Raw genomic sequence first — 17,484 nt, forward strand, 5'->3', positions numbered from 1 at the left:
CCCTCTTAGAGAAATTGGTATGAGGCACCTAAAACAAACTCCCCTGCGCTGGTGGGCATTCGTGTTCCAGGAGCCATTTTTTGCGCCAAAGTCCTCCTGCATATCCGGTTAAGGAACCGTCGCTGCCTATAACACGGTGGCAGGGTACTATTATCCATAAAGGGTTTTTGCCGTTTGCCGATGCTACTGCCCGTATGGCCTTGAAATCGCCCAATTGTTTAGAAAGTTCAAGATAGGATGTGGTGTTTCCAAACGGAATATTTAGCAACGCTTCCCATACTCTTTTCTGAAAAACAGTTCCCACTGGGTTTATCTTAAAATCAAAATTTTGGCGGCTGCCGTCAAAATATTCCTGCAATTGGGTTACTGCTATTTTAAGCTCCTCGGGGATAACAGCAGAGGTGCTTACCTCATCATCTAAAATAGATATTTTGCTTATACCAAAACTATCGCCTGTAATAACGGCAATGCCAAGAGGGGTTTTAATAAAAGCCTGCTGCATTTTGTTTATTTTTTTTAGGAGATATAAAGATACGCAACGAGGCTTAATTTTTGTAGAAAATTGTAGACGTGTGTAGAAAACCACAAAAAAAAGCCACCGGAAAAACCGATGGCTTTACTAACCTTTTAAGGGGTTTATATTATTGCTGAGTTGTAGCAGGTGCAGCAGCCGGACCTACAGCAGCAGGTGCAGGGTTTACTTTACCTTTTATTGTAAGTACTTTTGGACTCTCAGTATCGTTAGCAGTAACAGTAACAGTTTTTGTAAACGCACCTTCGTTAGCAGCGTTGTAAGTAGCTTTTACCATACCGCTCTCTCCTGGTTTGATAGGAGTTTTAGTATAGTCAGCAGCAGTACATCCGCAAGAAGCTTTTACATTAGTAATAAGGATAGTTTGCTTAGATGTGTTTTTAAAAGTAAACTCGTGAGTTACAGGTTTTCCTTTTTCGATATCGCCAAAAGAATGCGAATCGTTAGTAAATGTAAGACCTGTTGGTTTAGAAACAACAGGAGTTGCAGCAGCAGGAGCTGTAGCAGCTTTTACAGGCACACTTGCAGATTTAATATCTTTTTTTGCAGTTGCTTGTTGTGCATTTGCAGAAACAGAGAAAAATAACGCTCCAACGGCTGCAAATAAAGAAAGTTTAAGAGTTTTCATAATTACTTGTACTATTTAGTTAATAATGTTCTGATTATTGATATTACAAATATATTTACTTAATACCATAAAGTTGTTAACTGATTTCAAACTATTGTTAATAACATGTTAACGGGTTGTGGTGTGCAATTTTTTATAGTAATATCGGTTTCAAATTTACGTTTTCGTGTACACTTAAGCAAATTGCATTCCAAAGATTGAAATTTAATAAATTAAATATAATTGTTCTTATAGGCCTGCTTGCAATAGTGGGGGTACTTATTATGCAGCTTGTAATGCTGAACCAGGCATATTCGTTCGAAAAAAAGGAGGTAGCAGAAAAAATACATTTTGCTTTACAGGACGTAGTGGCAAAAATTTATCGCGATAATGAGAGCGAACAACCTGCCGAAAGTCCTATAAAAAAAATAAGCGAAGACTATTATGTGGTAAACGTTGACGACACTTTTGAGGCAGAAATACTCGAAATTTACCTGAAAAACGAATTCCAGAAAGTAAAGCTGGATATGGACTATGAGTATGCCATATACAACTGCGGGAGCGACGAAATGGTATATGGCGAATATATCAGCGTGCCCGGCAACACAAATAAGAAACAAAAGTGTGCCAACTGTTTTACAAAACGCCCCGGTTTGGTATATTATTTTGCTATACGCTTTCCGCAACTTCGTTACAGCTATATAACATCTTTACAGCAATATTGGATCTATACAGGAGTGCTATTGCTGGTTTTGGTTATCTATGTGTACTCGGTTTTGCTGCTCTTAAAACAAAAAAAATATACAGAACTGCAAAAAGATTTTATAAACAACATGACGCACGAGTTTAAAACCCCGCTGTCGTCTATACTTATTGCCTCTAACTATGCCGCCAAACAGGAAGCCATAGAAACCAACCCAAAGCTTAGCAAATACCTGAAAATAATTATAGAACAAAGCAACAAGCTCAACCAGCACATAGAACGAATATTATCGGTAGCTAAAACAGACAGCGGTATTGTAGCCCTCGAAAAAAGATCGTTCAATATTACAGAAGCACTTGAACTGGTTAGGGATAATGCTTCTTTAAAGTTTGAAAATGCCACTGTAACCGTTACTACTGCCAATAGCAATTACATGGTTAAGGCAGATGAGTTCCATTTTTATAATATTGCCTATAATATTGTAGAAAATGCTATTAAATATGGCCCTGTACAGCCTAATATAGATATTGCCATCAGTACTGTAAACCGGGGGATCGAGCTGCATTTTAAAGACAACGGACCCGGCATAGCAAAAGAACATATAGATTTTGTATTTGACCGTTTTTATCGTGTGCCACGCGAAAATAAAAAAGAGGTAGAAGGTTTTGGTATAGGGCTTTTTTATGTAAAAAAGATTTGTGAACTTCACGGATGGAAGATCTCTATACAAAACAATGCAGATAAGGGCATAACCATAACCATTCACATACCTAAAACCAGCCTGGAATGAAAAAAAGAATATTATATGCCGAAGACGACAGTACGCTTGCGTTTTTAACTGCCGACAACCTGGAGCAGTATTATGAGGTAGTGCATTTTACTAACGGACAGGATGCGTTTGATGCGTTTGTTAAGGAGGAATTTGACCTTTGCATTCTTGATGTAATGCTGCCGCTGATGGATGGCTTTGAACTGGCCGCCGCCATTAGGGAACGCAATATAGAGATACCTATTATTTTCCTGTCGGCCAAAACATTAAAAGAAGACCGTATTAAAGGGCTCAAACTTGGTGCCGATGACTATTTGGTAAAGCCCTACAGCATAGAAGAGCTTATACTTAAAATAGAAGTGTTTTTGCAGCGTAGCCAAAAACAGCCTGCCATAAAAAGCAACACTTTTGCTATTGGGCGCTTTACGTTTGACCCTGATAATTATGCTGTGCTTAAAAACGGCGAAACCACCCAGCTAACAGAGCGCGAAAGTGCTTTGCTCAAACTTTTTATTGACAATAAGAACACCATACTTAAACGCGAAAAAATACTGACAGAGTTATGGGGCACCGACGATTATTTTATGGGGCGCAGTATGGATGTGTTTATTTCAAGGTTAAGAAAGATCTTTAAAGAAGAAGAAAACATCAGGATAGAGAACATACCAAGAATAGGGTTTAAACTTGTAGTACCGGAGTAAGTTTAACCCACAAAAAAAGATGCCCTAAAGCATCTTTAAATATTTCAATTCTTCAATCTTTTAATCGAAGATCATACATCATCAAAATCTACATGTATCTCGGCAGACGTTGGATGTGCCTGGCAGGTAAGTATAAGGCCTTCGGCAATTTCACTGTCGGTAAGTATCGCATTCTTCTTCATTTCAGCAGTACCGCCGCTAATGCGCGCCATACAGCTGCTGCAAATACCACCCTGGCATGAATAGGGTGCATCTACCCCTTGTTTTAGGGCAGCGTCCAGTATAGTCATTTGCTGAGACATAACAAAAGTAGTTTCCTCATCGTCTACAAGTACCGTGATCTTTGTTTGACCATCAAGGTTTTGCTCTATTTTTTTCTCGGCAATAGGTGTAGAGAACAACTCAAACTTAATGCTCTTTTCTGGTATGTTCTTTTCCTTCAGGACTTCATTTACCGTAAGGATCATTTCTTCAGGACCGCAAAGGTAAAACTTGTGGAACTCTTTTTCTTTATGCTTGTTGGCAATAACATAGTTTACCACAGATCGGTCTACACGGCCAAAAAGTGCCCCTTCAGTATGGGTTTGGCTGTACACGAACTGTACAAAAAAGCGGCCTACATATTTTAATTGCAAGTCATGCAAAAAGTCGTGAAATATAGTTTCCTGCGGCGATTTATTGCCATAAACCAACACAAAAGTGCTCTCGTGCTCGCTTTGTAAAACCGACTGTATAATGGCCAGCACCGGTGTTATACCACTACCCGCTGCAAAGGCGGCATAGTTGCGCTGACGCTCAGGCTTGGGTTCAAAAACAAAGTTACCCTCAGGCACGCCCACCTCCATAGTGTCGCCAACGGCAAGTTTTTCGTTGGCAAATACAGAGAATCCTCCGTTCTTAACTGCCTTAATGGCGACGCGAATTTCTCCACTGCCCGGTGCAGAACATATAGAATATGCCTTGCGGATATCCTGCCCTTCAAAATTGGTTTTTACATTTATATACTGCCCTGCAGTAAAGTTATATTGGTCTGCCAGAAGCGCAGGTATTTCAAAAGCAATAGAAACCGCCGATGGTGTTTCTCTTTTTATATCTTTTATTTTAAGCGAATGAAATGTTGACATTAACTGAATATTTGGTGCAAAAGTACAATTTCCTTTTGCGTTAATAAAATGTATAGAACTAAATTAATACTTAAGAATGTTATGCATAAGAAATTTATGTATATATTTGTGGAGTAATAAATCTATAAAATGAAAAACTCCCAACTTTATAAAGGCAGCCTTAATACTATAATCATGAAACTGCTTGAAGAAAACGGCCGCATGTATGGCTACGAGATTACCCAAAAGGTAAAGCTGATAACTAAAGGAGAGCTCAATATTACCGAAGGTGCATTATATCCTGCCCTGCACAAGCTTGAAGCCGACGGCCTGCTCGATGTAGAGGTTGAAAAAGTAGATAACCGCCTGCGCAAATATTATAAGCTTACAGAAAATGGCGAAAAAGAAACTGTTAACCGCCTGGCTGAGCTGGAGGAATTTATTAAGAACATGCAAAATTTGGTAAGCCCCGCCAAACCTGACCTACAATTTTAAAGCAAATGAAAACACTTACACCTCAGCAAATACAGTTTATAAACAATTACCTGAAAGAATCGGGGGTGCGCTACGACGACATTCGCATTGAAATGGCCGACCACGTGGCCTCCGCCCTTGAAGGAATGGAAGGCGACTTTTATGACAACTTTAAAAATTATATGCTTGCCCATAAACAGGAACTGCTCGACAATAACAAAACCTCTGGCAAAGCATCTTTTTATCGTGCCTTGGGCGTGCTGCAAAACATTATCATTACCCCACTTTTTGTGGCAACGTGGTTGATTCTTCTTGTCCTATATTGGTTTATAAAATATTCTTATGGTCAGGAAATAACCAGTATCCTGAGCATTGCCCTGATTGCGGTATCGCTTATTACATATGGCTATTTTATATATTACAAGGTTATCAGCAATTATAACAACTCGGTTATAGATAAACTCATCAATACAGTGTACTTCGTCCTGATAATTGTTAGGGCAGACAGGATATTGTTTTTAGAAGAAAACCTTGGAGCAGCTTGCTTTTACTGTTTTAGCATAGCTTTTTTTGTAGTCCTGCTGCGAAGTGTTTTTAAAATTAACCGCAAATACAAACTGTATTATGGAACATAAAAAAATAAGCGCATCGCAAATAGAGCGGCTTTATGCCTTTACCCAATCACACTTTGTTGTCTACTACGACCTGCAAACCGAACTTACAGACCACCTTGCCAATGCCATAGAAGCGAGATGGGAACATGCCCCGGAAATATCTTTTGAAGATGCATTACAGGCAGAGTTCAAAAAGTTTGGGGTTTACGGTTTTAGCGATGTGGTAACAGAGCGGCAGGAAGTTTTAGGCAAACGTTACCGGAAATTTTTATGGCATTATATCAGGCAGTTCTTTACACTCCCAAAAATAATACTGACCGGTATATTAACAGTGGCAACCTTTAAACTCATTGCCTACAATAATCTTATTTACATGGGTATGATTGCAGCTTTAATGCTTATTACACTTTTTAGGATCGTTAGCTTAAAAAACAGTTACGAAAACAAAGTAAAAAATACCGGAAAACGTTGGCTACTGGAAGAAATCATTTATAAGTGCGGCAACATAGGCATATTTATGGGAATCCCTTTTCAGTTTTTTCATTTTATTGTAAAAGAACAAACAGGCAACACTGTACTTTGGACAATGAGTGCAGTTTTGGTAGTGGCATTTTTATCAGTGTATATTGTTATTTTTATTATGCCTGCGAAAGCTCAGGAGCACCTCGCCGATATTTACCCCGACTACAATTTAGAAAAAATATAGTAAATTGCTGTAACGTTTACTGCCACACAGGCACTAATAGCACAACCAACCAATTATAGCTTATGTTTAAAAAATTCCTTTGGCTCGAATGGAAATCTTTCGTTAGGGCATCATCTTTTGGCAACAACATGATCATGAAAATATTTATGGTCATTGGGGCACTTTATTTTAGCGCAATATTTCTATCCGGTGGTATATTGGCCTTTTACGGTCTTAAAAAGGCAACGAACCTCGATCCGCTTATTGTGGTAAGCCGATTTATGATATACTACACTTTTGCCGATTTGCTCATAAGGCTGTTTTTCCAAAAAATACCTGTAATAAACATTCGCCCGCTAATAATACTGCCCATAAAACGCAGTACTATTATAAACTTTGCCATTGGCAAGACCATGGTGTCGTTCTTTAACTTTATACATGCACTTTTCTTTATACCATTTTGTATTGTGCTTATTAAAGAAGGCTACGATCCGGTTAAATCAGTGCTCTGGCTGCTGTCTATATGGGCCCTGACCTATTGTGTAAACCTGCTCAACACATTGCTTACCAATAAAGACAATCTTTTTATAGGTTTTGTAGCCTTGGTAATCATACTTGGCGGTTTGCAGTACTATCATTGGTTCGATATTACAACCATAACACAGGGCTTTTACTATGGGCTGTACAATACTTACTATCTGTTTATTGTTCCTATATTGCTCCTTGCATTTTTATGGACGTTTACCTACAAATATTTTTACAAAAACCTGTATCTTGATACTGGCCTTAAAGGCAAGCACGAAGTTGCCAAAACAGAAAACTATACATGGCTCAACCAGTTTGGCACCATGGGTACGTTCCTTAAAAACGACATTAAAATGATTCGCCGCAATAAACGCTCTAAAACCGCAGTGTTAATGAGTTTTGCCTTTTTGTTTTACGGATTGCTTTTTTATACAGGAGGCATCGAGGCCTACCAAAGCCCGGCCATGCAAATATTTGCAGCCATATTTGTTTCGGGCGGATTTATGTTTACGTTTGGGCAGTTCGTTCCAAGCTGGGACAGTGCTTACTATCCGCTAATGATGAGCCAAAATATTCCGTACCGCGATTATATTGCCTCTAAATGGTGGCTAATAGTAATAGGCACTGTAATTAGCCTTTTACTCTCAGTTTTTTACCTGTATTTCGGGCTAAATATTTACATGTACATTGTTGCCGGGGCAATTTACAATCTGGGTGTTAACTCGCATCTTGTTTTAGTGGGTGGTGCGTTTACAAAAACACCTATAGACCTTGCAAGCAGCAAGCAGGCCTTTGGCGATAAAAAAGCGTTTAATATGAAAACCTTTTTACTTACCATACCTAAAATGATATTGCCCATGCTACTCTACTGCATTGGTTTTTATACCATTGGCTCTAATGCAGGGCTTGCTTTTGTTGCCGGTGCAGGTATATTAGGCTTTGCCTTTAGAAACAAAATGTTTACGGTTATAGAAAAGCTGTACAAAACCGAAAAATATAAAGCCATTAGTGCCTACAGCCAAAAAAATTAAACACAACCAACAATTACATTATAGTTATGATACAGGTAAATAATCTTAGAAAAACATACAACGGCGTAACCGTTCTTAATATACCAAACCTTGAAATTAAAAAAGGCGAAAGCTTTGGCCTTGTAGGCAACAACGGTGCAGGTAAAACTACATTTTTTAGCTTACTGCTCGATCTTATTGAGCCTTCTAACGGCAATATTGTGAGCAACGGAATCCAGGTTAATAAAAGCGAAGGATGGAAACCCTTTACTGCCGCCTTTTTAGACGAAACCTTTTTGATCGGATATCTTACGCCGGAAGAATACTTTTATTTTATTGGCGAACTGCGTGGGCAAAACAAGGCCGATGTAGATGCACTGCTAACAAAATATGAAGATTTTTTTAACGGAGAGATCCTTAACAAAAAGAAATACCTGAGAGACCTTTCTAAGGGTAACCAAAAAAAGGTGGGCATTATAGCAACCCTTATTGGCAGCCCCGAAATCATAATTCTCGACGAGCCATTTGCCAACCTGGACCCTACAACGCAGTTTAGGCTTAAAAAAATTATTAAAGACCTTGCCGACACCAAACAGTTCACCATACTCGTATCAAGCCACGACCTTGCGCACACTACAGAGGTGAGCAACCGCATAGTTGCCATGCACAAAGGAGAGGTGGTTAAAGACATACAAACTTCGGCCGAAACACTCGAAGAATTGGAAGCATTTTTTGCGGTGTAATACAGTTTATAGTAAAAAAACGAATTTTTTAAGCTGTTTTCTTACGGTTTTTCCCTGCCGATTATCCCTCAAAAAGGGTAGTCGGCAGAAAACTTACGAATACGTTGTAGATTTATAACTATCAGTAAAACAGATATTAAGATAGTACCAAAATCGACCAAATCACTCAAACGATATAGTAACAGGATAGTGCAGGACACCTAGGCATGCCTTATATCTAATTTTGTTTCATACGAATAAACAAATTAAATATAAAGCTGATGAAACAAGTAATTACATGCTTTTCTCTAAGAGCAGTTATGTTGTTTCTGTATCTCCTTCCTGCCATTTTATTTGCTCAGGGAAAAATTATACAGGGAACAATATCTGATGCTAACGGACTGACCGTTCCGGGTGCCAATGTTATAATAAAAGGCACTACAAAGGGCGTTCAGACTGACATGGACGGTAAATTTTCTATAGAGGCAGAAACAGGCCAAACGCTTGTTATTTCTTTTATAGGAATGCAAACTAAAGAGGTTACAGTAACGAACGAAGCTACTTACAACGTTACCCTTCCCGATGCTGCAAACGAGCTTGATGAGGTAATTTTGGTAGGCTACGGTACCCAAAAGAAATCTGACCTTACAGGTGCGGTATCGCGCGCTAACCTTGAACCGTTTAAAAATGCACCGAACGTTAGTGTCATGCAAAGCCTTCAGGGTACAGTGCCCGGTCTTAACATTGGGCAGGTAAACAGTGCCGGTTCTACTCCATCAATTACCATCAGGGGTACTAATACATTAAGCGGCGCTACTAATCCGCTTATTATTCTTGACGGAGCCATGTACACAGGGTCTATAACCGCTATAAACCCTACCGACATTGAATCGATAGACGTACTTAAAGACGCCAGCTCTACAGCGGTATATGGTGCACAGGCTGCTAACGGTGTTATACTTATTACCACTAAAAAAGGAGGTAAGAACAAAGCACCTACCATTACATACACTACCTCATATACTACACAGGACCCCACTGTAAACATGCGCCCTATGAACAGGGAACAGTACATAGATAAAATTCGCTACCTATACTATCAGGAAGCTTTTTTAGCTCCGGAGTACACTACTCCAAATCCTGCATTTAATCCTGCTTCGCGTTTAGATGCTGCCGTATTGGATCAAAATGGGAACATACTCCCTAACAATTTTGACTGGTGGGATGCTGCCACAAGAACGGGTGAAATTACAGAGCATAATGTAAACATTAATGGCGGTGGCGATAAGGTTACCTATGTAGTTGCAGCCGGTCATACCGACCAGAAAGGCTACATCATGAACGACAACTATAAACGTACCAGCATTAGGAGTAACATTGACATAGACCTAAGGGAAGGCTGGAAAGTGGGCATGCAGTCGTTTGCAACCTTTAGCGATTACAGCGGTGCAGAACCCACGTTAAACGGTATTGTAAGGCATTCACCATTGCTAAATCCGTTTACTGAAACAGGAGAGCTGGATCCTTTTCCTACAAGGACCGTGCTTGCCAACCCATTTACAACCTACTATGTAGACGATTATGACAAGCAAACGTACCTGTTTGCCAACTTTTATTCAGATCTTAAAATACCTTACATAAAAGGGCTAAGCTATCGCATAAACTTTGGTAACACCTACAGGGCAGAACGTCACTATTTTGCCAGCGAATATGGTGCAGGCCAAACAGGTAATGCCTATAAAAGCTACAACAACAGGTATGACTATACTTTTGATAACATACTTACCTACCAGCATACTTTTGCCAAAAAGCACGACTTAACGCTAACGGCGGTGTATGGTGTTACAGAGCGTTCTTATGAGAACAGCAGTGCCAGTGCCAATGGCTTTACCGATCTTTCGCTTAGCTACAATAACCTTAGTGGAGGCACCAACCAGTTTGCTTCTTCGGGAGGGTGGCAGGAAGCCCTTAGCTATCAAATGGGCAGGCTAAACTATAAGTACGACGACAAATATATACTTACAGGTACCATAAGAAGAGATGGTTTCTCGGGCTATGCTAAAAACGAAAAATGGGGTATTTTCCCATCGGTATCAGGAGCATGGGTTATCAGTAAAGAAAGTTTCCTTTCTAATGTTAGCTTCCTGGAATTCTTAAAGCTTAGGGCCGGCTACGGGTCAGTAGGTAACCTGGTAGACCGATACAAATCTATTTCTACGCTTGCAGGACCGGATCCTATGTATATTTTTGGCGACGGCAGTTCTACACAGTTCGGCCAGCAGTTGTCTACCCTTGGTAATGCCAACCTAAGGTGGGAGTCTACCAAAGGCATTAACCTTGGTGTCGATTTCAGGCTCTTTAAAGGCAGGCTTAGTGGTAATGTAGAATATTATAATACCGAAACACAAGACCTTATCTATCCGCGCACCATACCTACTGCAAACGGGGCATCAGAGATATTTGTAAACCTTGGCAATATTAATAACAGGGGTATCGAATTCTCGCTTACGTCTCAAAACATCGAGACTAAAGATTTTAGCTGGTCTACCACCCTTAACTTTTCAAGGAACGTAAACAAAATAGTAAGGCTTACGGGTACCGATGCAAATGGTGACGGCAGGGAAGACGACATTATTGCCGATAGCCGTTTTATGGGAGAGTCTATAGGAACCATATATGGTTACCTGCGCGGGCCAATGTATCAGATAGGCGATGATATACCTGCAGGCTACTACCCAGGCACATACAGTGTGGTAGACGTTAACGGCGATGGACAGATAACAGTAGACGACAGGGTAAAACAAGGCAGAAGCGAACCTGCTTATCGCGCAGGTTTACTTAACACCTTTAGATATAAAAACTTTACATTAAACGTATTCTTTAACACCGTACAGGGCGGAAAAGACGGTTATCGCCAGTCTAACACGCCAAACATTGGCAGCGTTACAGACCAAAATGCTATCTTGTTAAATTACTTTCAGGGTGTAGACTACTGGTCGCCATCAAATCCTGACGGCAGGTACCCAAGGTCTACCACTAACCCAGCAATACGCCCGTTAGAGCTACAGGACAGGAGCTTTATACGTCTTCAGGACATATCGCTTTCCTACACACTTCCAAGCGATATATTAAAAGGCTCATTTGTTAGCTCGGCAAGCCTTTTTGTTAGTGCCAAGAACATTCATACCTGGACCAAATGGGACGGCTGGGACCCGGAAACGGGTCAGGGCTTAACCGACAGCGGCCGCCCGGTTATGAAAGGCTATTCTGTAGGTTTAAACGTCTCATTCTAAAAAACTGCTATTATCATGAAATTTAAAAATATACTTTGTTTTGTTGCCCTGGGCCTTTGCCTTTCGTGTGGCGACGATTTTCTGGATGAAGTGCCTGTAGACTTCAGGTCGCCCGAAAATGCCTATAAAACCTATGGAGATTTTACCCTATCGGTAAACAACCTTTACAGGCTTGTAAGACGCGAGTTTTACAGCAGGGACGAAAACTACCCTATGGACTACACCTATGGAACCGACCTTGTTTTTGACGGTCAGGCAAGCCAAAGAAGATGGACTCCTTATATTAATGTAATGCGGCCTCAGGGTGGTGCCGAGGTACCTGCCACGCACTGGGCAGATCTTTATAAAATAATTACAGAAAGTAATACCATTATTGCAAGGCTGCAAACGGTAGAATTTTCTACAGCAGAAGAAACAAGGCTGGAGGCCGAAGCACGTTTTTTCCGTGCATTTGCCTACAGAACTTTGGTATACCTTTTTGGCGGTGTGCCTTTAGAACTTAACGAAGTAGAATCGCCACGATTTAACTATGTAAGGGCAACTAAAGAAGAAGTATTGGCTCAATGCATACTGGATGCAAAATTTGCGGCTGATAATCTTAGGGGTATTATGGCTGTAGAAAACGGACAGGTAAACAACCTTGCGGCTTCGCACCTGTTGTCTGAAATTTACCTGGCTAACAACCAGCCACAGCTTGCGGCAGAAGAAGCTACAAAAGTAATTAACGACCCCAACGTAAGGTTAATGACGGCACGTTTTGGAAGCCAGTCTACCGTAAATCCTGGCGATGTTTACTGGGATCTTTACAGGCGAAACAACCAAAACCGTGCTTCGGGCAATACAGAAGGTTTGTGGGTAATACAATTCGAGACCGACGTGCTTGGCGGTGGTGCAGTATCTACCGGCATGGGCGGTGCGGCACTTTATGAAAGGCACCATGCCCCAATGGTTAGGGATTACAGGCTGGGTGGTCGTGCTTTGTTTAAATGGCCAATGAGCGATTATACCGGTGGCCGTGGCATTGGATGGGCAATTTCTACACGCTACTTTAGCAATACCATTTGGGAAAGCGACTGGAATAATGATATAAGGAACGCTAACCACAACTTTGTAAGAGAGTTTGTTTACAACAACCCTGCTTTTCCTGAATATTATGGTACTGTGGTTTCTACCGAGAATCCGCCTGCGGGCATAACTGTTCCAAGCCGTTCTTTTTATGCATACCAGTCTAAAGTAACTACACCGGGAGATCACCCAACAGGCCTGTATGCCAACTTGCAAACAGGCGAACTTAAGGCAACAGCCGGAGGAACGTATACAGACCAGTACATGTTCAGGCTTGCAGAAACCTACCTGCTAAGAGCCGAGGCTTATTTTAAGGCTGGCAACAGTGCTGCTGCTGCTGCAGATATTAATGTGGTAAGGCAAAGGGCAAATGCCAACCCTGTTGCGGCAGCCGATGTTACTATAGATTATATTCTTGACGAAAGAATGCGCGAACTGGGCATAGAAGAAAAACGCAGGCTAACGCTTATGCGCATGGGCTTGCTGTATGACAGGGTGAGCAGGCTAAACCCTTATTACTCTGATATTTTGGAGATCAATAACCTTTGGCCTATTCCTTATAGTGAAATAGAGCGCAATACCGAGGCTCTTTTAGAGCAAAATCCGGGTTACACTAATTAAATCCAGATCATAATTTGTTTTAGTTTTAAATATCCTAATAAAGGCAGCCATGGGGCTGCCTTTATTTTTTTAACAACATGCATGCCTTATTATTAAGGTAGAAGATAATTGATTTAAAGATTTTACTCTACCTTAATTTTTTGGATGTCTCTTTTTTGACAAAATATATTTCACTTAACAAAAAGAAGCGTATTTTTACCCCTCCCTATACTAAAAAGTAATTTTAAAAGTTAAGGATAAAAATCTTTTACATTGAAAACCAGCGCATATAAATATATAGTTCTTTTTGGCGGCCTTGGTCTAACCATTGCATGCTCTACAAAAAAAGACAATTTTGTAAACCGCAATTATCATGCACTTACTACCAAATATAATGTAATGTATAATGGTAATAATGCGCTAACGGCAGGTGTTGCCGATCTTAAAACCACCCTTACTGATAACTACTGGGAGGTATTGCCGGTAGAACGTATGCAGCGCCCGGTAGAAGAAATGGAACCTACCGATAAGCGCAACGCAAATTTTGAACGTGCCGAAACTAAAGCCACCAAAGCCATACAAAAACACTCTATGTATATTGGGGGCAGTGAGCGCAATCCGCAAATGGATGAAGCCCACCTGTTATTGGGGCAGTCGCGCTATTATGACAACCGTTTTGTTCCTGCGCTTGAAGCATTTAATTATGTGCTTTACAAATATCCGGGAAGCAGCCGCATAGACGAAGTTAAAGTATGGCGCGAAAAGACCAACATAAGGCTGGATAACGACGGGGTTGCCATTAAAAACCTAAACCAGTTGCTTAAAGAAAAAGGCTCCTCTATGGATGAGCAGATATATTCTGATGCAAATGCCATACTTGCCCAGGCTTATATTAAAACAGCCGTTACAGACAGTGCAGTATATGTACTCAAAAAGGCAGCCCTTACCTCTAAAGATAACGAGAAAAAAGCACGATACAATTTTATACTCGGCCAGCTTTATACCCAACTAAAACAACCGGACAGCGCCTTTGCCTCATATCAAACGGTTATAGATATGAACAGGAAATCGCCACGTATATATGTTATTCAGTCGCATGCCATGCAGGCAGGGCAGTTTGACTATAAAAAAGGCGACACGCTTGCGTTTATGGAGAAATACCGCGACTTGCTAAAAGACCGCGAAAACAGGCCTTTTCTTGATGTAATCAACCATCAGGTGGGCTTATTTTATGACAAGCAGGAACTCAACGAAAAAGCTATAGAATATTATAATAAATCGTTGAGAAAAAAATCGGCCGACAAATATCTCACTGCCTCTAACTACAGGAACATTGCCGAGATAAAGTTTGAGGAAGCAAAATATGTTAACGCAGGTAAATATTATGACAGTACTATGGTGTACATGGACTTCAGAACCCGCGAATATAAGCGCATTAAAAAGAAAAAAGACAACCTTGCCGACGTTATTAAATATGAAGCTATTGCCCGTAACAACGACAGTATATTGCACATTATGTCGTTGCCGGAAGCAGCAAGGGTAACCTATTTTGAAGAATACATTGTAAAGCTTAAAGAGCAGGAAGAAATTTTGCGCAAAAAAATGGAGGCCGAAGCTAAAAAGCAGGCCGCTATTGCAGAGAATGCCGCAAAAGAGCAAAACTCTCTTGGCGGAGACGATGGCAACCTGTTTAAAAACGGCAGCGACCTTAGCGGTGTAAAACGCGGTGGTGGCGGTAGCAACGATTTTAGCAGTCTTTCAGGAGGAAGATCTAAAGGGGGCGACAGCGGATTTAAGGCTGGCGCTACAGGTAGTGCAGGAGCAGCCGGAGCAGTGGGCGGCGGCGGTGCGCCGGGCACATTCTATTTTTATAACCCAAGCACTTTGGCAGCAGGAAAACAAACTTTTAAAAGCCGCTGGGGCAGCAGGCAGTTGACCGACAACTGGCGCGTAGCATCTGAAATGCGCAATAATGCACCGGCAGCCGATGAAGATGCTGCATCAACAGATGATGTGGCCGATGGCGGAAAAAATGCAGACGGAAAAACTGCTGACAAAAAAGAGAAGACAATTGAGCCTAAATACACTACTGAGTTTTATTTAACACAGCTACCTAAAGACCAAAAAGTTTTAGACAGCCTTGCCAAAGACCGTAATTTTGCTTACTATCAGCTGGGAACCATCTATAAAGAAAAATTCAAAGAATATGAGCGTGCAGCCGATAAGCTTGAAAAATTGCTTCAAAACAATCCGGAAGAACGTTTGGTGCTGCCATCAATGTATAACCTTTATAAAATATATGAAATTATAGATCCGGCTAAAGCACAGGTTTATAAAGACAAAGTATTGTCGCAATATCCGGACAGCAGGTATGCGGAAATTATTAAAAATCCAACATCTGACGCTGTGGCACAGGGAAGCCCCGAAGCTATTTATGCTAGCTTGTTTAAACGCTATGAGGCAGGCGAAATCAGAGAACTTATTGAGCCTTTAGACCAGTATATTGAAACATATACAGGAGAAGAAATAGCCTCTAAATATGATTTTCTAAAAGCAAAAGTAACCGGAAGGCTTAAAGGTTTGGATGAATATAAAAAGGCTCTTAACTATGTAGCCCTAACCTACCCTAACAGCTATGAAGGCAAACAGGCTGATGAGATACTGAAAAAAGATGTGCCTGTACTGGAAAAACTTGTTTTTGGTGCTAAGCCTACCAGCTATAAAATAATGTTTAAACTTGATGCCAACGATCCTAAAATTAAACCGCTTACCGAAAAGATACTGCAGTTTATAAAAGACGGCAACAACAACAGCATTACTCTTAGCAACGACCTGTATAACGAAACCGAAAATATACTGGTAATACACGGGCTTATAAACCGCCTTGCAGCCGTAGACGCTGTAAGCATACTTAAAGATTACAAGAGCTATAAAGTGGCAGAGACCCCTGTTATAATTTCGACCGAAGACTATAAAGTAGTACAGATCAAGAAAAATTATGTACAATATTTAGCAATACAATAATGGCGATGTTTGAAAAACAAAAAAACCAAACCGACCTTTTAGGTAAAACAAACCGGATTGTAGAAGGAACAATTATTAAGGGAGACATTACCTCTCATGCCGATTTGAGGCTCGACGGACAGCTAACGGGCAATTTAATCTCTCACGGCCGTTTGGTAATAGGCCCAACAGGCAGTGTTATAGGCGATATTAAATGCAAAACAGCCGATATAGAAGGCCACTTTAATGGGCGTATAGAAGTAGAAGACCTTTTAAGCCTTAAAGCTAAAGCAAACATTACGGGCGATGTTATTACCGGCAAACTTGCAGTAGAACCGGGTGCCATATTTACGGCAACCTGCACCATGCGAAACCCCGGCGTAAAACCATTACTAAGTGCTGTAAGTGAAAAACAATCAGGATAAAAAACCAAACAAGTGGCTGGCGCTTATAAATATCCCGTTTCAAATGGGCATTATAATCGTGGGCTTTTCATGGCTGGGAAACTGGCTCGACGAAAAATATCCTAACCCCAACGGTATATACCGCATTATTTTTACTATGCTTGGCGTGGGCATTGCATTGTACAATGTTATTCGTCAGGTAAATCAACTTAACAAATAAATGAATAAAGACTTTTTTGCCGCATTGCTAAAAATGGCAGGCATTGCCGCAGTATGCCTGATAGTAAACCTGCTTGTATATTTAGTTCCGGATTTACAGCAACAGGCTGCAACATTTACTTATCCTGTAGCAATAGTGTATTTGTTGTTCTTCGGGTTTTCGGGCATTATACTTTTTGCATTGCATCAAATAGCCAAAACAAGTCCATCTCAGGTGGGCTATGTATTTCTCGGTTTAACCAGCCTTAAAGCAGTGGGCAGCTATTTTTTTATAAAACCCGTATTGGCGAAAACGGTTTCTTTTCCTACAGAAAAACTAAACTTCTTTGTTATTTTTATGTTATTTTTGTTTATTGAGGCCTATTTTACCGCTATTCTCTTAAACAAAAAACAATAATTTGTTATTAGACCTGCATATTCTCAAAAAAAGTTGGTTTGCACCATTGAGATATTAA

General features: G+C 40.5%; 16 protein-coding genes. 13 read left to right on the plus strand and 3 right to left on the minus strand.

All coding sequences use genetic code 11. From position 1 onward, the window contains the following. Positions 1-28: 28 nt before the first annotated feature. Together GR160_RS15260 and GR160_RS15265 are read right to left on the minus strand one after the other, a co-directional pair. Complete coding sequence (locus GR160_RS15260) at positions 29-502, minus strand: methylated-DNA--[protein]-cysteine S-methyltransferase (protein WP_160750757.1); 474 nt, start codon at positions 500-502, stop codon at positions 29-31. A gap of 139 nt (positions 503-641) precedes the next feature. Beyond that, positions 642-1,160 carry a DUF1573 domain-containing protein gene (locus tag GR160_RS15265; protein WP_160750758.1) on the minus strand — a complete coding sequence of 173 codons (519 nt, stop codon included), beginning with the start codon at positions 1,158-1,160 and terminating at the stop codon, positions 642-644. Between the two features lie 197 nt (positions 1,161-1,357). Between GR160_RS15265 and GR160_RS15270 the strand changes: the two genes are divergently transcribed. Both GR160_RS15270 and GR160_RS15275 read left to right on the plus strand, forming a co-directional pair. Next, positions 1,358-2,632, plus strand: coding sequence for a sensor histidine kinase KdpD (locus GR160_RS15270; protein ID WP_160750759.1), 1,275 nt, complete (start codon positions 1,358-1,360; stop codon positions 2,630-2,632). Then, positions 2,629-3,312 (plus strand): response regulator transcription factor, encoded by a 684-nt coding sequence (locus tag GR160_RS15275; RefSeq protein ID WP_160750760.1) that lies wholly within the window; start codon positions 2,629-2,631, stop codon positions 3,310-3,312. The genes GR160_RS15270 and GR160_RS15275 overlap by 4 nt, the downstream gene beginning before the upstream one ends. Positions 3,313-3,383: 71 nt before the next feature. Here the strand turns inward: GR160_RS15275 and GR160_RS15280 are convergent, their stop codons facing one another. Beyond that, positions 3,384-4,436, minus strand: a complete 1,053-nt coding sequence (locus GR160_RS15280) for a ferredoxin--NADP reductase (RefSeq protein WP_160750761.1) — start codon at positions 4,434-4,436, stop codon at positions 3,384-3,386. 129 nt (positions 4,437-4,565) lie between these two features. Between GR160_RS15280 and GR160_RS15285 the strand changes: the two genes are divergently transcribed. The 11 genes from GR160_RS15285 (at position 4,566) to GR160_RS15335 (ending at position 17,426) form a co-directional block, all read left to right on the plus strand. Continuing rightward, a complete protein-coding gene (locus GR160_RS15285) occupies positions 4,566-4,910 on the plus strand; it encodes a PadR family transcriptional regulator (RefSeq protein WP_160750762.1) in 345 nt (114 codons plus the stop codon). Between the two features lie 5 nt (positions 4,911-4,915). Continuing rightward, complete coding sequence (locus tag GR160_RS15290; RefSeq protein WP_160750763.1) at positions 4,916-5,524, plus strand: hypothetical protein; 609 nt, start codon at positions 4,916-4,918, stop codon at positions 5,522-5,524. Next, positions 5,514-6,209, plus strand: a complete 696-nt coding sequence (locus GR160_RS15295; RefSeq protein ID WP_160750764.1) for a hypothetical protein — start codon at positions 5,514-5,516, stop codon at positions 6,207-6,209. Before GR160_RS15290 ends, GR160_RS15295 begins: the two co-directional genes overlap by 11 nt. Before the next feature lie 62 nt (positions 6,210-6,271). After that, a complete protein-coding gene (locus tag GR160_RS15300) occupies positions 6,272-7,744 on the plus strand; it encodes a DUF5687 family protein (RefSeq protein WP_160750765.1) in 1,473 nt (490 codons plus the stop codon). A gap of 26 nt (positions 7,745-7,770) precedes the next feature. Then, entirely contained in the window at positions 7,771-8,466 is a 696-nt protein-coding gene (locus GR160_RS15305; protein WP_160750766.1) for an ABC transporter ATP-binding protein, read from the plus strand. A 260-nt stretch (positions 8,467-8,726) separates the two neighbouring features. Then, complete coding sequence (locus GR160_RS15310; RefSeq protein ID WP_160750767.1) at positions 8,727-11,738, plus strand: TonB-dependent receptor; 3,012 nt, start codon at positions 8,727-8,729, stop codon at positions 11,736-11,738. Between the two features lie 15 nt (positions 11,739-11,753). After that, a complete protein-coding gene (locus GR160_RS15315; protein ID WP_160750768.1) occupies positions 11,754-13,424 on the plus strand; it encodes a RagB/SusD family nutrient uptake outer membrane protein in 1,671 nt (556 codons plus the stop codon). Positions 13,425-13,676: 252 nt separating this feature from the next. Next, the gene (locus tag GR160_RS15320) at positions 13,677-16,427 is read left to right on the plus strand and encodes a tetratricopeptide repeat protein (protein WP_160750769.1); all 2,751 of its coding nucleotides are present in this window, start codon (positions 13,677-13,679) and stop codon (positions 16,425-16,427) included. A 5-nt stretch (positions 16,428-16,432) separates the two neighbouring features. Next, a complete protein-coding gene (locus tag GR160_RS15325) occupies positions 16,433-16,831 on the plus strand; it encodes a polymer-forming cytoskeletal protein (protein WP_160750881.1) in 399 nt (132 codons plus the stop codon). Further along, positions 16,812-17,030 carry an AtpZ/AtpI family protein gene (locus GR160_RS15330; RefSeq protein ID WP_160750770.1) on the plus strand — a complete coding sequence of 73 codons (219 nt, stop codon included), beginning with the start codon at positions 16,812-16,814 and terminating at the stop codon, positions 17,028-17,030. The genes GR160_RS15325 and GR160_RS15330 overlap by 20 nt, the downstream gene beginning before the upstream one ends. Continuing rightward, entirely contained in the window at positions 17,031-17,426 is a 396-nt protein-coding gene (locus GR160_RS15335) for a hypothetical protein (RefSeq protein ID WP_160750771.1), read from the plus strand. The last annotated feature ends 58 nt before the right edge of the window (positions 17,427-17,484 follow it).

It is taken from the genome of Flavobacterium sp. Sd200, assembly GCF_009826935.1.
GTDB lineage: Bacteria > Bacteroidota > Bacteroidia > Flavobacteriales > Flavobacteriaceae > Flavobacterium.

Excerpts from the sequence above, each read along its gene's own strand:
- GR160_RS15265 (WP_160750758.1), bottom strand. The coding sequence starts at position 1,160 with ATGAAAACTCTTAAACTTTCTTTATTTGCAGCCGTTGGAGCGTTATTT.
- GR160_RS15310 (WP_160750767.1), top strand. The coding sequence starts at position 8,727 with ATGAAACAAGTAATTACATGCTTTTCTCTAAGAGCAGTTATGTTGTTT.
- GR160_RS15305 (WP_160750766.1), top strand. The coding sequence starts at position 7,771 with ATGATACAGGTAAATAATCTTAGAAAAACATACAACGGCGTAACCGTT.
- GR160_RS15280 (WP_160750761.1), bottom strand. The coding sequence starts at position 4,436 with ATGTCAACATTTCATTCGCTTAAAATAAAAGATATAAAAAGAGAAACA.
- GR160_RS15295 (WP_160750764.1), top strand. The coding sequence starts at position 5,514 with ATGGAACATAAAAAAATAAGCGCATCGCAAATAGAGCGGCTTTATGCC.
- GR160_RS15260 (WP_160750757.1), bottom strand. The coding sequence starts at position 502 with ATGCAGCAGGCTTTTATTAAAACCCCTCTTGGCATTGCCGTTATTACA.
- GR160_RS15275 (WP_160750760.1), top strand. The coding sequence starts at position 2,629 with ATGAAAAAAAGAATATTATATGCCGAAGACGACAGTACGCTTGCGTTT.
- GR160_RS15290 (WP_160750763.1), top strand. The coding sequence starts at position 4,916 with ATGAAAACACTTACACCTCAGCAAATACAGTTTATAAACAATTACCTG.
- GR160_RS15315 (WP_160750768.1), top strand. The coding sequence starts at position 11,754 with ATGAAATTTAAAAATATACTTTGTTTTGTTGCCCTGGGCCTTTGCCTT.
- GR160_RS15325 (WP_160750881.1), top strand. The coding sequence starts at position 16,433 with ATGTTTGAAAAACAAAAAAACCAAACCGACCTTTTAGGTAAAACAAAC.
- GR160_RS15300 (WP_160750765.1), top strand. The coding sequence starts at position 6,272 with ATGTTTAAAAAATTCCTTTGGCTCGAATGGAAATCTTTCGTTAGGGCA.
- GR160_RS15335 (WP_160750771.1), top strand. The coding sequence starts at position 17,031 with ATGAATAAAGACTTTTTTGCCGCATTGCTAAAAATGGCAGGCATTGCC.
- GR160_RS15285 (WP_160750762.1), top strand. The coding sequence starts at position 4,566 with ATGAAAAACTCCCAACTTTATAAAGGCAGCCTTAATACTATAATCATG.